Origin of the sequence: Fibrella musci (genome assembly GCF_041321105.1) — a bacterium.
Taxonomy (GTDB): Bacteria; Bacteroidota; Bacteroidia; order Cytophagales; family Spirosomataceae; genus Fibrella; species Fibrella musci.
Map to the genome: position 1 here is coordinate 500,060 of NZ_JBGGWD010000002.1, position 15,844 is coordinate 515,903.

Consider the following 15,844-nt stretch of genomic DNA (forward strand, 5'->3'; position numbering starts at 1 on the left):
GCGCACGGGTTATACGATCCGCTCGATTCAGCGCAACCAAGGGACGTACCTGATTGAGGGAAACAACGGATCGATAACTGTTTCTTTCGCCGACGACCCGGTTGGAGCACTCATTCGGCGCGAAACGCACCAATTTGTCGGTTTGGCTGGCCACCCCGAACAGATTCCCCCTCGAAATGAGTTATCAGCTTGTGTAATAGCCTGCTTCGTTGCAGCGCCTTTCAGCCAATGATCCGCTCACTTATTTACCTGATGCTGCTAACCCTGACCTTCCCGCTGTTGGCCCAACGTACGACCAACAAGGCGTTTGGCGTAATGGTCGACGCCCTTATCAAGGAGTCGGTGCCGGTGGTGACGTGCAACGAACTGAAACAACTGCCCGCGGCCGTTCGGCTCGATGCCCGCGAAAAAAACGAATATATGGTGAGCCACCTGCCCAATGCCCGCTGGGTGGGTTACGACGATTTTGATCTAAGTCGGGTGGCCGATATCCCCAAGTCAACACCGATTGTGCTGTACTGCTCGGTGGGATATCGTAGTGAAAAGGTGGGCGAAAAACTACAGGCGGCAGGCTACACCAACGTGCGCAACCTCTACGGCAGCCTGTTTGAATGGGTAAATCAGGGCAACCCCGTTGTGGATGCAAACGGGAAGCCGACAAAACGCGTCCATGCCTATTCGCGGGCGTGGAGCATCTGGCTGAAACAGGGCGAGAAAGTATACGAGTAAACCCGTAGCCGACTCGAGCGCAGCATAGGGCGCATACCAGCCGGTGCTGGCGAAGAGACCGCGGCCCGCCGTTCGAGCAGGGCTTTGCGCGCCACAAACAGGTTATGTGGCCGGCCAATGCTAAAGCTCATCTGGCAGGTCGTCAACAGCAGCAAACAAGTCAAAACCGCTTTCATAGGGCATGTTGTTATCTGATACCCCAAAGGTATAGGTTTTGTCTTGTACTATGCAATACAAAGTACCTTTTATTTTTTACTGGTGGTTTGTCAGCCAGGCATTTTGACGCTGCTGGCGTATGCTTTTATAGTTTCTCTGGTCAGAACCGGCTCGTCTGACAGACGCAGGAGGCAGGGCAAGCCCGTGTAGTCCATCAGTACCGACTCCGTAGCGGGTACACTTGGTCCATTGATGACCAGCCCGGCGATGGGAATCTGGCGCGCGCGCAACGCCTCTACCGACAACAGCGTGTGGTTGATGCTGCCCAGATAATTGCGCGTAACAAGGACAACCGGAAAGCCGAGACGCTCCAGCCAGTCAATGTTCAGGTACGTTGGTGTCAGGGGCACCATCAACCCACCGGCCAGTTCGACCAGTAATGAATTGGTTGTGGGGGGAGCAATCAGTTGAGCCGGGTCGATCACGATACCTTCAGCCACGGCCGCCGCGTGCGGCGACAGGGGTTCCCGAAGCCGATATACTTCTGGATGAAACTGCGACCGCCCGTTGCTTACCAGCGAACGAACCGTTTCCGTATCCGAATCAGGCGGATAACCCGACTGCACAGGCTTCCAGTAATCGGCCTGCAACGCTTCGACGAGTACCGCCGAGGCCACGGTTTTTCCTACTTCTGTACCGATACCGGCAATTACAAATCGATGGGTTGTCAAAAGCAGTGTAACAAGTTTATTGATGAATGATCGCGGCCGGGCGCTGCCTGCCATCGGTTTTATTTCTCGATGGTCACCGTCTCTTTCGTGCAAACAGTGCCGGCCTCGTTGGTCAGGCAGATGGGACCGGATGTGGCATCGGCCGGTACCGTAACAGCCAACGTAGCGCCAACGCCCCGGAATTTAGCCGCCGACGAACGGCCATTGCTAAACCGCACTTCCGACACCGTCAGCACGTTGGTCCCCGTAATGATCACCTCCGTACCAACTTTGGCGGTCGTGGTCGCAACGGCTACGTTGCTGATCGGCAATAGCACGTCGTAGAATTCACCAGTACAAATAGTACCCGCTGCATTTGTAAGACAGATCGATCCGTCGACAGCATCGGCAGGCACCGTAGCGATAATTGTGGCGCCAACCCGACGGAATACCGCAGGCTGCGATTTACCTTCACTAAACCGCACCTCAGTCACGTCGGCCAGGTTTTGGCCGGAGATGGTCACCTCAGTGCCAGCTAATCCTTTTTTGGGCGAGAAGCTCAGGCCCGATGGCAGCCGCAGTACCGTGAACGTACCTGCCGAACAGGCGATCCCTGCCGGATTGGTGAGGCAGATGGTACCGGTGACCGCATTGGCCGGTACAGTCACCTTGAGGCTATTGAACTCCCGCCGGAAGGTAGCGGGCAGCGAGGCCCCACCGTTGAAGCGCACGTCGGTCACGTCTTCGAAGAACGTACCTGTCACCGTGATTTCGTCGCCCACTTTACCCGCCGTCGGCGTAAAAGCGATGTTCGGCACTGGTCTGATGATCGTTACCTGCTCCGACGAGAATACGTCGGGCGAGTCTGTAATGAGTTGGAACGAGCCGGTTTGTGCGTCGTCGGGTACCCGAATCCAGAGTTCGTTGTCTTCGTTTTTACCATCGATGAGCGCCGGGCTGGCGGCCCCGCTAAACTGTACCACAGCATCGCGCAGCCAGGTTCCTTTCAGCACCATGCGTGCACCTGCGGCGATCCGGCGAGGGTAATCGGTCACGGTGGGCGACTGAATAACGGTCAGCGAGCGCGTCGACGTGGCTGTTCCCGCCCGGTTAGTAACGGTAATAAGTCCCGAGGCGTCGGTGGGCGATACGAAAAACGTTACCTCGACGCCTTCTACGGCGCTGTGGATGCTTACCGGTTTTCCGTTGAGCGTGATCGACTGAATACGAGAGAGATTCTGGCCAGTGATGGTCACCTGCTTGTTTTTGGCGCGGCGAAGGGGCGTGAACGCAATGTTGGCCGGTGCCTGAATATAAAAGAATGGCTGATTACTGGTCGTGCTCCCTCCTATCCCGCTGATCGTCACAGGTACGTTGCCTGCCTCAGTGCGGGCCGGTACCGTTACTTCCAGTTGTGTGTCGCTCAGTATACGGAACGGGGCCGTAACTGTGCCAAATTTTACCTCGCTCACATCGCGGTAGTTCAGGCCTGTGAGCACTACTTTGTCGCCCACAATGCCCTCGGCGGGCGTTGGTCCGGCTTGAATCACTGGTGTACTGGCCAGATAGATGCTGTCAGCGCTGATGCCGGTTAGCTGATTGAAGGTGCGCACACTGACGCGCCCCGTTGTAGCATCAGGAGGAATAATCGCCCTGATTTCAGTATCGGTTCCTCGTACCGTGGCCGGGTCGGCGAGGCCACGGTTCACAAACACCTGCCCATCGGCCAGGTAGCGGCCCGTAATCACAATCTCCTGACCGGCACGCCCCCGTTTGGGCGTAAAACCGGTAATAACGGGCGTACCCGCTACCAGATAAGGCGTCCCAAATTCGCCGCCTTCCGTCGCGAAATGGAAGATATACTGCCCTTTGGGAAGGGTTGGTGAAATCGTTACCAGCACTTCGTTGGGCGAGACTACGGTAAACGAAGCCGCCCGGGTGGTATCGAACCGGATGCTCGTGACGCGGTCGATGTTATCGCCTGTTACCTTCATCACGCCGCCTGGCGGGGTGTTTTCGGGCGAAAGGGCCGTCAGCACAGGTCGGGGCTGCACTACCGTAAACGACAGCGGCGGGGTCATGCCCTGACTGTTGGCCACCTGAACCTGCGTTGGACCGGTGGCGATGCGGGGTACCACCACCGTGAGCGCCTGATCAGACCGGCTCTGAATGCTGGCCTGAACGGCCGTAGCTCCCTGCCCGAAGGTGACGATGGGCTCGGCGCCAAACTGAGCGCCTTTCAGCTCGACCGACCGGCCAATCTCATATTGGCTTGGGTTAACGCTCCACAGTTCGGGCGGAAACTCATTGACCTTACAACCTGCCAGCGCGGCCACCATCATGACCAGCAGGCAAAGCCCCTGCACTGCGAAACGTACCCCTTTTTCCATTCAACTGCGTAAAACTATGTATACAAAATTAACAGCTTTGTGCGGCAGGCCAAACCCTTTGCGCCACAAACCATTTGCGGAAAAAGGCTGTTTCCTTTTTGTCTGACGTTTGTCGTTTATCGTTCGATGTTGCCCTTGCCTGTGCAGGAACTCTACCGACTATTGAACGACAAACCGTAGACGACAACTAGAAAACGTTACATGAGCTACCGCAACCTGAAAGCCAAGGAACTGCTTACCATAAAAACATTGGGCGAGCTGAAAGCCGCCGGTTACAAGACCCGCACGATCAAACAGGAGTTGCGCGACAACCTGATTCAGAAGCTGAAAGCGAAAGAAAACGTTTTCACGGGCATTTGGGGCTACGAAGACACGGTCATTCCCGATATCGAACGGGCCATTCTGTCGATGCACCACATCAACCTGCTGGGGTTGCGTGGGCAGGCCAAAACCCGGATTGCCCGCCTGATGGTCAATCTGCTGGACGAATACATCCCGGTGGTTGAAGGCTCCGAGTTGAACGACGACCCGCTTCACCCGCTGTCGCGTTATGCTCATGATCGCATCAGCGAGTTGGGCGACGCGACGCCCATCAGCTGGCTGCACCGCGACGACCGCTACACCGAAAAGCTCGCCACACCCGACGTGTCGGTGGCTGATTTGATTGGCGACGTGGATCCCATCAAAGCGGCGACACTCAAACTGCCTTACTCCGACGAACGGACCATCCACTTCGGACTGATTCCGCGCTCGCACCGCTGCATTTTCGTGATCAACGAGTTGCCCGATTTGCAGGCCCGGATTCAGGTATCGCTGTTCAACATTTTGCAGGAAGGCGACATTCAGATTCGCGGGTTCAAGCTGCGTCTGCCGCTCGATATTCAGTTTGTGTTTACGGCCAACCCGGAAGATTACACCAACCGGGGCAGCATCGTGACGCCGCTGAAAGACCGGATCGACAGCCAGATCGTGACCCACTATCCGAAGAGCATCGAAACCGGACGGAAGATCACGCAGCAGGAAGCCATCGTGAAAACGGAGCAGAAAGGACTGGTGAAAACCAACGACCTCGTGGCCGACCTGATCGAACAGATCGCCATTGAAGCCCGGCAGAGCGAATACGTCGATGCCAAATCGGGTGTATCGGCCCGGATGACCATTTCGGCCTACGAAAATCTCTTGTCGGCTGCCGAACTCCGCACCTTGCTCAACAGCGAGAAAGAAACCTATGTGCGCATCGCAGATCTCTACGGCGTGGTACCGGCCATCTGCGGCAAGGTGGAACTGGTTTATGAGGGCGAGGTAGAAGGGCCGGTGATTGTAGCGCAGAACCTCATCGGCAAGGCGCTACGTACCCAGTTTCTGAACTACTTCCCGAACCCCGAGAAGGCCAAGAAAGACAAGCGTGGCAACCCGTACAAAAAAATCACCGACTGGTTTGGCGATGGCAACGTGATGGATTTGCTTAACGACCTGCCTAACCGCGATTACGAAAGCCGCCTGCGAACGATCGACGGCCTCGACGATCTGGTCGATCAGTTTCACCCGCGCCTGAGCAAAGAAGAACGCCTCTTTATGATGGAGTTTGCCCTGCACGGCGTGGCCGAATACTCACTCGTTGGCAAGAAAGCCCTCGACACCGGGCTACAGTTTAAAGACCTCGTCGGTTCGATGTTCGACCCCACCAAGCATTTTGGCGAGGAAGATGAGGAGGAAGACGACGACGATCGGTATTAACCTGTCAACTGCAACGAATCAGGAAGGCTCTGGCGTATCGTCAGGGCCTTTTTGTTGGCAGTGCAGGCCCAAACAGGGCCTTAACTTGCTTTTATCAATAAAGCAGTAACACGTAGAACAACCTATTTTTGCAGAAAGAATACACTTGATGAATCGATTACCAACGCGGTTGCTAACGCTGTTCCTGCTCTTCAGCAGCCTGTCGGCCTGGGCGCATCTGGGTCGCCTGACTGGTACAGTCATAGATCAGGCTACGCAATTGCCGCTTCGGGGCGCTACCGTGCAGTTGACTGGTTTGGGCCGCAGCACGACCACCAACGAATTGGGGCAGTTTGCGTTCGACCGCCTTCCCCCTTCGCCCTATAAACTCGACGTAACGTACCTGGGATACAGCACCGTGACCATTACCGCGACGGTGCTCGACGATCAGACTACGGCGGTCAGCATTCCACTGGGCCGGTCGTCGCTTGAGCTGCGGGAGGTAGTCGTATCAGCCGGAAAGACACAGGGACAGCAACTCATCAGCGCCATCGACATCACGACCCGCCCGATTGTGAATTCGCAGGAAATTCTGCGGCTGGTGCCGGGGCTATTTATCGGGCAACACGCGGGTGGCGGCAAGGCCGAGCAAATTTTTCTGCGTGGCTTCGACCTCGACCACGGCACCGACATCCGGCTCACCGTGGATGGCATGCCGGTCAACATGGTATCGCACGCGCACGGGCAGGGCTATGCCGATCTGCATTTTGTCATTCCTGAACTGGTGGCGGGGGTTTCGTTTAAAAAAGGCCCTTACGAAACCGACGAAGGCAATTTAGCTACGGCGGGCTGGGCCGATTTTCACACGAAAACTGTGCTGGACCGGAGTTTCGCCAAGGTTGAAGTGGGTCAATACAATACCTACCGAACCGTCTTTGGCGTCAATCTTATTCAGCCCAAACCGCTGTCGCCCGATCAGCTGCGCCGCGACCAATCGGCTTATGTAGCGGGCGAATATTCGTACTCGGATTCGTATTTCGAGAATCCCCAACGGTTTAACCGCATCAACCTGCTGGGCAAATACCACCGGCACCTGTCGTCGGCTACGGATCTTACCCTGACCGGCTCGACGTTCTGGAGCCGCTGGAATCATTCGGGCCAAATCCCCGACCGGGCCGTCGACAGCGGGCAGATCGGGTTCTTCGGCTCTATCGACCCAACCGAGGGCGGCGAAACCAGCCGTACCAACGCCAACCTCGAATTCGTGACGGTCACGCCCGGCCAGACCACCATCAAAAACCAGTTTTTCTACAGCCGCTATACGTTTGAACTCTACTCCAACTTCACGTTTTTCCTGAACGACTCAATCAACGGCGATCAAATCCGACAGCGCGAAAAACGCCACCTGTTTGGCTACAACGGCAGCGTCTCGCATACGTACCTGCTGGGTAAACGCCGCCTTACTACCACCGTCGGGCTGCAATACCGGCAGGACCTTACAGGCGACGTCGAAGGCAGTGCGAGCGAACTCTCGCGTACCGTCAACCGCACCGAAACGCTTGAGCGGCTTCAGTTTGGCAGTATCAACGAACGTAATGCCGCTGCCTACGCCGACGCCACGCTTGACGTCTCCGACCGGTTTACACTCAACGCGGGTGTCCGGCTCGATTATTTCCAGAACCGCTACCTCGACCTCATCCCAACGGAACGTACCTGGCAGCAGGCCGACGCGGCTATCATTTCGCCTAAACTCAACCTGTATTACACGCTGAACCCGTCGTTGCAACTGTACCTGAACACCGGTAAGGGCTTTCACTCCAATGATACGCGGGTGGTTGTAGCCCAGCGCGGACGGCATATTCTTCCCCCGGCTTACGGCTCTGATCTGGGGTTGATTGTGAAGCCGTTGCCCAACCTGCTCATCAACGCGGCGGGTTGGTATCTGTGGCTGCAACAGGAGTTTGTGTGGGTCGGCGACGAAGGCGTGGTCGAACCCAGTGGCCGGTCGCGCCGTTACGGCCTCGACCTGTCGGCCCGCTACCAGCTCACCAAAAACCTGTATGCCGACATTGACCTCAACACGGCTACGCCCCGCTCACTCGACGCCGAAGCGGGCCAGAATTACCTGCCGCTCGCGCCCACATTCACGTCTACGGGCGGGCTGTCACTCCAGCGCCTTACAGGCTTTAGTGGGTCGCTACGCTACCGCTACATGGCCGATCGCCCCGCCAACGAGGGCAATTCGATTAGGGCCAAAGGCTACTTTGTGACGGATATGCAGGTAAACTACGCCCGCCGCCACCTCACGCTCGGCTTATCGGTGCAAAACCTCTTCAACACCCGCTGGAAAGAAACGCAGTTTGCCACTGAAAGCCGCCTGCGCGGTGAGGCCACGCCCGTCGACGAAATTCATTTCACGCCCGGCACGCCGTTTTTCGCTCGCCTAAGCGCTACCTGGTTTTGGTAAATCACGAAACAAAGTAGCCCCAGAGCCGTATACAGATCAGGACCAACGTATAAAGACAACGTTACAAACTATCAGGTACGTTGGACTACGGTCATTCTATAGTCACCAGTATGCTCCTGTTTTCGGAAGAAATTAACGCCTTAGAAAAGAAAGTGAAGGCCACGCCGACCGGTCAGACGGTATTTTATGGCAGCTCGTCGATCCGGCTGTGGACGAATCTGGAACGCGACTTCCCCCACATCGAAACGTTGAATCTGGGATTCGGCGGCTCCACGCTGGCGGCCTGCGCCTGGCATTTTGAGCGACTGGTGGTACCCGCCCGGCCCCGCGCTCTTATTCTTTATGCCGGCGATAATGATTTGGGCGAAGGGCGGCAACCCGAAGAGGTGTGCCTGTTTTTCCGCGATCTGGCCCGGCAGATTGAGCAACACCTACCTGAGGCGCGGGTCTCGTTCTTATCGATCAAACCCAGCCCGGCACGCTGGCAACTCGTCGACTCGATCCGGCTGGCCAATCGGTTTATTGCCGACGACATCAGCCGCCGACCGCAGTTTCAGTTTATCGACGCTACCGTGGCCATGCTAACGCCCGACGGCCAACCCGACCACTCACTCTACGAAGCCGATGGCCTGCACCTCAGCCCCGCCGGCTACGCCCGCTGGCGCGAGCAGTTGGTCGGGTATATGAAGTAAGTTCAAGGTCCAATGTTCAACGTTAGCTGACGCGCTCTATTCCTGCGTCAGCCAACGTTGAACATTGGACTTTGAACCTTGAACTCACTTCACGTACTCCAGCAATGCTTCGCGGCCGGTGTTCCAGCGGCGAATTATGTTGGTTTCGCGCACCACAGTGGGCAGCTTGGGTACGTTGGCTTCGAGGAAATAATCGGGCATGCGCTCGGTCATACGGCTTACCACGTGCTCGATGGGGCCATATAGCAGCAGATCGGGTTGTTGCGCCGCCAGTTGAATGAGCGCTTTGGCAATCGATGCCGTATAGAAGGCGCAGTCGATATCCTGATGACGAACAGGCACGCCGTCGTGCAGCCGCTGTAGGTTGACGCTGCCATCTTCCAGCCGATCCGACACGAGCGCGGTGCCCTCCGGTTGCGGGAAAACCGCATCGAGTACGCGTTTGAAGGTATTCCACCAGGGCGGTGTACCGCTGGGATTGAGCGTATCGCAGAACATCACGCGCCGAGGCTGGTCAGGCTGGGCCGGATTCATCAGCAGAAACGCCGCGCCCAAATGCCGGTCGTGGGCGGCGTGGCGGCGCTGAATGACAAACCCGTGCAAGGCCGTTTCGCCCGCTTCGCCGAGTTGTTCGGTAGTGGCGCGGATGGCCCGGAGCGCATCCTCCATGTAGCCGTCGGTCATCACGTGCATGGGCAGGTCGTAGGCCACCTGCGCCTCATTGTGCAGTTGCCGGGCCAGAATGCCTAAGGCTGTCTCGTCGGAACGGCGGGTGCCAAAATAATAGCCGATGTCTTCGCGGGGGGCATTGTCGCCTTCCTGCACGGTGTCGGTCCAGCCAATCGAATCGCCGTGAACGCCTTGTCGGCTGGTGGGGCTGTAGCGAAACGGAACCTCGCGGTGTTCGCGGTGAGCGGCGAGGTTGTAGATGCGCCGCTCGAAACGCGACAGCAGCGGCTCGTAGGCATCGGGTTCGAAGTGAACCTCGTAGCCGGAGCGCAGCAGATGCTGAGCGATGTCGGGTTGGCCCAGCAACTGCTCAAGCGCATCGTCGTGGTGTTTGAAAAAGGCGCGCAGGGCGCCACCCTCCACGAAGGCCTCCAGGTCATGCGCGGCATACTGACTGTGTATGTCGTCGGTATCTGTATGTGAACCCGTACCCTGTTCGATCCACTGACGCAGAAACCGTCTGACGGCTTCGTCGAAGTGATGATTCGCCTCGGCGGCGTGTTGGCTGGTGTATTCGGTAGACTGAAGTGGGTGAGTATCCATCCGTTTCTCCCCATTGAAACGGATCGGATTGAGTACGGTCATGAAGCGGCGAAAAAGAGGCCTAACGTTTGTTTTCGGTTTTGACTATCGGGTAAGTCTGTATTAGAATAACCCAAATTTAACCAACGAAATTCATTGTTAAAAGCCTCTTTCACCCTTTTTAACACTATTCAATAACGACTGCCGTTCCGTTGGCCGAAACCATCAGCATCGACCCGTTTCCGCCGATGGTTTCGTAGTCCAGATCGACGCCAACAATGGCATTGGCACCCAGCCGCGTGGCCTGATCCATCATCTCACGGATGGCAATACTTTTGGCTTCGCGCAGGCCCTGTTCATAGGCCCCCGACCGCCCGCCGACGATGTCGCTGATGCCCGCGAAGAAATCCTTAACGATATTGGCACCAATAATGGCCTCGCCATTGACCAGACCGATGTAGTTGATGATGCGTTTGCCTTCGATGTTGGGCGTAGTCGTAACGAGCATACCGTTTGAGTTGAATGAGGCTCAAAGATAAACGGACAGAATTTACCTGATGCTCCGATCATACCATACAGCTGGCTTATTGGAAGCCGGTCTCGACGAAGTGGGGCGGGGTTGCCTGGCCGGGCCCGTGGTGGCGGCGGCGGTGATCCTCCCGCCCGACTACCAGCACCCCATCCTGACAGACTCCAAACAACTAAGCCGCGCCCAGCGAAACCGCCTGCAAGCCGACATTCGCCGCGACGCCATCGCCTGGGCTATTGCCGAAGTGTCGCCCGCCGATATCGACCGGATCAATATTCTACAGGCTAGCTTTCTGGCGATGCACCGGGCCACCGACGCGCTCACCGTCCATCCCGAACACCTGCTGGTCGATGGCAACCGATTCAGGCCGTACCCGATGGTGCCGCACACCTGCATCGTCAAAGGCGACTCGCTCTACCTGTCGATCGCCGCGGCGTCGGTGCTGGCCAAAACCCACCGCGACGAACTTATGGAAACGCTCGGTCGAACGTACCCAGCCTACGGGTGGGCGCAGAACGTGGGCTACCCCACTGCTCACCACCGCGACGCTCTCCGCCAGCACGGCCCCACCGAGCACCACCGGATGAGCTTTCGGTTGATTTAATGCACGATGTATAATGTACAATGCACAATGGAATTGGAGACGAACTACTGACGCGCCAACCCATTGTGCATTGTACATTATACATCGTACATTATTCATTCTTCACTGTACCACGTCTTTGTAGAGGGCGCAGTTGGTGAGCATGTCTTGTGCGAAGCGGGTGCTACGGAACCGCTGACGGAATACACTGGCGGATGAATCGTATTCGGCGCGGGCGATACCAGCAATCTTCTGGTTGAAAGCCGGGTTCTCGTCGTCGACATACGTACCTGTCTTTTCTTTCTCGATCTCGCGACGTACCCGGAGCGCATCGTGCTGGCAGCGGGCGGCCAGGTACGTTGCTTTCGCGGCCATCTCAGGCGACTGCGCCAGTTGGGCCGCCTGCTCGAAGTGATGCCGGGCGATGGAGTTCACGTAATACGGGTCCTGCAAAATACGGTCGAAGGTGGCCGCGCTCTGGCCATACAACAGCGGTTCAGCACTGCTACGGGCGCGGCGGGTTAGAATCCAGGCGTTGCCCCAATAGCTGAGGTTATAGGCACCGCAACCCAGTTCGTAATGGAGTTGGGCGACGTCGTCGCCACGTTTTTGGCTGGCGTCAGCCTGTTTGGCTTTTGTTTGCAGATCGGCGAGGCGCTGCACAAACTGAAGCGGGCTGTACTTGGTGGCCGGTTTACCTTCGTCGGGAAAATTAACCGTAAACGGGTCGACGGTCAGGTTGCTCGTGTAGGCCTCGGTGGTCCATGCTTTCGGGCTCACTTTCGCGAAGGCCATAGCGGCGGCTTCGTAATTGCCCACGGCGATGTTGCGCCGCCCCAGCAACTGATAGGCCGCGTCGGCATCGAAACCCGCTAGTTTGGTCAGGCGTTCGTCGAACTCACCACTTGGTTTGGTCACGAAATCGGCCACCGCCTGCGCCGTCGGTGTGTCGGTCGAGTCTTCCAGCGTTAGCTGATCATCGCCATAAAAACCCGTCGATCGGGCCTGCGCCGCCACGACCCGCATCAAAAAGGCTTTGGCCGCGTTAGGACCACTCACAGCCTCGGCTTTCTTTTTCGAGCTACAGCTACTCAGCCAGCCGCCCGACGTTGAGGCCGCTTCACTCAGGTACCGATTGGCCATTTGCAGGCCCGCCGCCGATAGGACGTTGGCAAACCGAAAATTGTAGGGCGCGGCTCCTTCATCGTAGCGCGTTTCGGCATTTTGCTGAAACTGAGTCAGGTAGCTAATAAACTGCGTTTCGGTAGCGGCGGCGGGTACGTCGGGCTGGGCAGAAAGCAGCAACATCTGCTGAAGCGCGATCTGCTGTTTCAATGCACTATTGCCGGTTGATTGTTTGGCCGCTTCGTCGAGCGTGGTTTTGGCGGCGGTGTAGTCGCCCGCGAGGTAGTGCAGGTAGGCGGCGGCGGTCAGGTAAAACGCCGGATTACCCAGCGCCGCGTTTTTGGCCGCCCCTTCCGCAAAGGCAAGTAGTTTCTGGTTGTAATCGGCCACCGACGTGCGGCGCGATTCGAAGTTGAGCGAGTCGGTCCGGTCATTTTCGGTGTCGACGTAGCCACTCCAGCGGGTTTGTTTGGCGTAATACTCGTTGCGGTTGATTTCGCGGGTCAGCACCAGTTCATTGAGCGGATTTTTAGGGTCCAGCGCCACCATTTCTTCCAGCAGCGGCAGGCCGTCCTGTTTGGGCTGAATGGCGCAGATGGCATAGACAGCCACCCGTTCGGCATCGGTTTTCGCCAGGTTCAGCGCGGCATCGGTGAAGCGTAGATTCCCCATTCGAATGCTCCGCTCGGCGGCATGGCGACGACTGGGGCAGTTGGCAAATACCTGCGCAAACTCGAACAGCGCGCGGTCTTTTTCGCCCAACGACAACAGCGCACCCGCCTGCCGGGCCCGGGCCCAATCGCTGATGAAGCTACGTTTCGTGGAACCGTCGAGTAGCTGAGAATAGGTGTCACGGCTAACATGATACGCGCCCACTTCGTCGGCCAGCTTGACGGCCTGAAAGGCGTACCGTTCTTTCAGAAAGGGATCGGTCGATGCTTCTGCCTGTTGGCGGGCGTCTTTAGCCAATTGCCGTAATCGGGTGGTGTCGCCGGGCACGCGTTCCCACGCCGAGCCATGTGCCGACGCGGCCTGCACGGCATAGGCAAAGCGCAGGTACGTTGCCGCCGGAGCGTTGGTTTGCGCCAGCCGGTCGACCAGCGGGCCGGCGGTGGTATCGGTCAGCGCCGTCTCTAGCTGATCGGCGGTATAACCGTTCCCCAGGTACGTAGTCCAGGCCTTTACATTCGCCAGCATCGAAAGCGAATCATCAGCGGCGCCATCGTCGAAGCCCGAATAGTCGGTGTTGTAGAGCAGCGGTGTGAACGCATACAGCCGATCGTCGGGCCGGGTGTTGGCGGTTTCGGGCTGGAAAAGACTCCAGAACTCGCTTTCGTCGCCCCCGGCGCAGGCGAATCCGATCAGAATAGCAAGGGAGAGCAGCGGCCTACGGAGTTGGCGAAGGCGAAACGAAGAGTTGCTTGAGGGCAGCATGTGGGTACGAATGAAGAACCGTCGAATCGAGATGGTAAGCGGTAAATGTACGCGTTTGGGGGGGTAATCTGGTTAACAGCAACTCCTTAGCGGTTAACAACTGTGTCAACGAACAGGCTTCGGTACGTAACAAATCGCCGCGCCGGAGCGAGACACCCCATAGCGTGGTATCACGGCGCACAAGGAAGCGGGTGGTGTCGTACTGATGCTTACCCTCCGGCACGACAAACGACTGCGAACGTACCTGCGCGGCGTCGAGGTGATTGCGCAGGGCCAGCACGCGCCCATTCCGGAAGATGACCGTCCAGCGAAACAGTGGCAGGGCAATGTCGAGCGGAAGGGGGTAGCCGGGCAGATAATCGACGTAGCGGCGCAGGTCGGCGGGGTCGAGAATGGAGTTGCGAGTGTCGGGGCGTTTCCAGTCGCCGATGTTGTAGGCCATGAGCATGCCCCGCCGAACGGGTGGCACGCCGGTTTGGGCCGCAAACTTCACCTGATGTAGCCGGATCGTGGCCGACAGAGGCACCCGCGCTTCAGCCGCGATGGCTTTCAGCAGCGAAAAATAGCGGGTTCGGGTGCTGCGGGTCCAGTCGCAGTCGAGTTGGAGTTCCGGGTACGTGATGGCAGCGGCCGTAGCCGTTTGGGTTACCTTCCGAACGATGCGCCTCGCCAGTTCAGGTACGTTGGCAGGCGGCAGATTAAGTAGCGTTTTGTTGGTGATAAACACCACCGGCACCAGTCGCCGGGCCACGGGTTTCGCCCGGAAGCTTACCGGCCCTGTTGGCACCGGCTGCTGCGTGGCATCGTCCCAATCCACGTCGAAAAAGCGTATGTAAAGCGTCTGTATGGCAATGTCACGCAACAGCTCCCGCTCGGCGGTCGTCGGGGCAAACGTGCTCTTCCAGTGGTAAAAAGCCGGTATGGTAGGCTGTATATCGGCCGGCGCGACGGTGGTTACTGGCCCGCTACGTTGCCCCGTTTCGGTTTGGCAGGCTACACTGAGCAGCCAACTGCCAGCAAAGAGCCACCGACGTAAACAAGAACCCATTAGCGCGCTTCCAGAATGATGAGTTGGTTTTTCTGGGTCGTCATCCGCTCCGGCCGGTATTCGAAGTTATCGTCAGCTACGATGTACAGGCGGCGTTTTCCATCGGCCGAAGGCGGTCCCCAAGCCATCCCTTCCAGATTGCGGATGCCGTCGGGGAACTGGGCGGGATCATTAAAGTTGAACACTTCGGTTTTGGTAAACGACTGCGTTTTTGCGTCAAGTTGTGCCCGGTACAGCCGCGCCAGTACGACCTCCCGTTTCACCTGATCTTCGCCCAGAAAAATGTGGTAGGCGCGTTCCAGCACCAGCAGGGTGGAGTCGTCGATCGCCAGCAATTCGGCAATACCGCCGGGTTTATCGTTTTGGTAATATGCATTGGGAAACCGGTCGATAGGGTAGCTGATCGAGTCAGGTACGTTGCCAGCTACTGGGTCTTTGTAACGGAGGAAATGAACCGTCGGCCTGTTGAGTGCCGTTTCGCCAGCCCAACCGGCTTCGGGCGCGACCCAGAGTTGTCCCGACGGCGTAATCACCAGTCCCTCGACACCCTTGTTGGATGACCCGCTGACCTGGCTCAGCAGCCGCACGGCCCGCTCCGGACGGCCCAGATCACGGCTTTTCAGGGCCAATACCACCGTCGAATCCTGTTCGCCCGCGTTTACCGAATCCCGCTCGGCCGAGAGGTAAACCAGCTCGCGGCGGGCATCGTAACGGATACTTTCAAAACTATACGGTGCGGCAGTCGGCGTGAGCAATTGCGCGTCGGCAGCGGGCGGTAGCTTATCGGCCAGAAAGATATTTCCCTCGTTGGCACGCGTTCGGGACCCGCCCCGGTCGCTCACCACATACCAGCCCCGCTCAGGTACGTAGTCGATACCCGACAAGCCCCGAAACGCGCCGTCATTGTAGGCCGGCGAGAAGGTCGTACTCGACACAAATGTGAACGCCTGACTCTGTGCCCCGAGGCCGACACACATGAACAGAAGTAGCAAGAGCATGCGCTTCATGGAGCAA

12 protein-coding genes are annotated in these 15,844 nt (G+C 57.7%); 5 read left to right on the forward strand and 7 right to left on the reverse strand.

Translation table 11 applies throughout. The features are described 5' to 3' along the window. Positions 1 to 228: 228 nt before the first annotated feature. Positions 229 to 729 (forward strand): rhodanese-like domain-containing protein, encoded by a 501-nt coding sequence (locus tag ACAW74_RS07790; protein ID WP_370697626.1) that lies wholly within the window; start codon positions 229 to 231, stop codon positions 727 to 729. Positions 730 to 995: 266 nt separating this feature from the next. Here the strand turns inward: ACAW74_RS07790 and bioD are convergent, their stop codons facing one another. Further along, entirely contained in the window at positions 996 to 1,616 is a 621-nt protein-coding gene (gene bioD / locus ACAW74_RS07795; RefSeq protein ID WP_370697627.1) for a dethiobiotin synthase, read from the reverse strand. Between the two features lie 59 nt (positions 1,617 to 1,675). Beyond that, positions 1,676 to 3,985, reverse strand: coding sequence for an IPT/TIG domain-containing protein (locus ACAW74_RS07800; RefSeq protein WP_370697628.1), 2,310 nt, complete (start codon positions 3,983 to 3,985; stop codon positions 1,676 to 1,678). Positions 3,986 to 4,186: 201 nt separating this feature from the next. Here ACAW74_RS07800 and ACAW74_RS07805 point away from each other — a divergent pair, with 201 nt between their 5' ends. From ACAW74_RS07805 to ACAW74_RS07815, 3 genes are all read left to right on the forward strand, one after another. Next, positions 4,187 to 5,722, forward strand: coding sequence for a P-loop NTPase family protein (locus ACAW74_RS07805; RefSeq protein ID WP_370697629.1), 1,536 nt, complete (start codon positions 4,187 to 4,189; stop codon positions 5,720 to 5,722). Between the two features lie 148 nt (positions 5,723 to 5,870). After that, positions 5,871 to 8,168: a TonB-dependent receptor gene (locus ACAW74_RS07810; protein ID WP_370697630.1), complete on the forward strand. Its 2,298-nt coding sequence runs from the start codon at positions 5,871 to 5,873 to the stop codon at positions 8,166 to 8,168. Between the two features lie 110 nt (positions 8,169 to 8,278). Continuing rightward, positions 8,279 to 8,860, forward strand: coding sequence for an SGNH/GDSL hydrolase family protein (locus ACAW74_RS07815; protein WP_370697631.1), 582 nt, complete (start codon positions 8,279 to 8,281; stop codon positions 8,858 to 8,860). 84 nt (positions 8,861 to 8,944) lie between these two features. Here ACAW74_RS07815 and ACAW74_RS07820 read toward each other — a convergent pair whose 3' ends face one another. Further along, on the reverse strand, positions 8,945 to 10,174 hold the full coding sequence (locus tag ACAW74_RS07820) for a hypothetical protein (RefSeq protein ID WP_370697632.1): 1,230 nt from the start codon (positions 10,172 to 10,174) through the stop codon (positions 8,945 to 8,947). A gap of 124 nt (positions 10,175 to 10,298) precedes the next feature. Continuing rightward, entirely contained in the window at positions 10,299 to 10,619 is a 321-nt protein-coding gene (locus tag ACAW74_RS07825; RefSeq protein WP_370697633.1) for a heavy metal-binding domain-containing protein, read from the reverse strand. A gap of 49 nt (positions 10,620 to 10,668) precedes the next feature. Here ACAW74_RS07825 and rnhB point away from each other — a divergent pair, with 49 nt between their 5' ends. Next, positions 10,669 to 11,244 carry a ribonuclease HII gene (rnhB, locus tag ACAW74_RS07830; protein ID WP_370697634.1) on the forward strand — a complete coding sequence of 192 codons (576 nt, stop codon included), beginning with the start codon at positions 10,669 to 10,671 and terminating at the stop codon, positions 11,242 to 11,244. 102 nt (positions 11,245 to 11,346) lie between these two features. Here rnhB and ACAW74_RS07835 read toward each other — a convergent pair whose 3' ends face one another. The 3 genes from ACAW74_RS07835 to ACAW74_RS07845 are packed head-to-tail and all read right to left on the reverse strand — an operon-like array spanning position 11,347 to position 15,837. Next, positions 11,347 to 13,782, reverse strand: a complete 2,436-nt coding sequence (locus ACAW74_RS07835; RefSeq protein WP_370697635.1) for a hypothetical protein — start codon at positions 13,780 to 13,782, stop codon at positions 11,347 to 11,349. Beyond that, the gene (locus ACAW74_RS07840; RefSeq protein ID WP_370697636.1) at positions 13,736 to 14,830 is read right to left on the reverse strand and encodes a hypothetical protein; all 1,095 of its coding nucleotides are present in this window, start codon (positions 14,828 to 14,830) and stop codon (positions 13,736 to 13,738) included. The genes ACAW74_RS07835 and ACAW74_RS07840 overlap by 47 nt, the downstream gene beginning before the upstream one ends. Further along, positions 14,830 to 15,837, reverse strand: coding sequence for an esterase-like activity of phytase family protein (locus tag ACAW74_RS07845; RefSeq protein ID WP_370697637.1), 1,008 nt, complete (start codon positions 15,835 to 15,837; stop codon positions 14,830 to 14,832). The genes ACAW74_RS07840 and ACAW74_RS07845 overlap by 1 nt, the downstream gene beginning before the upstream one ends. Positions 15,838 to 15,844: the final 7 nt, after the last annotated feature.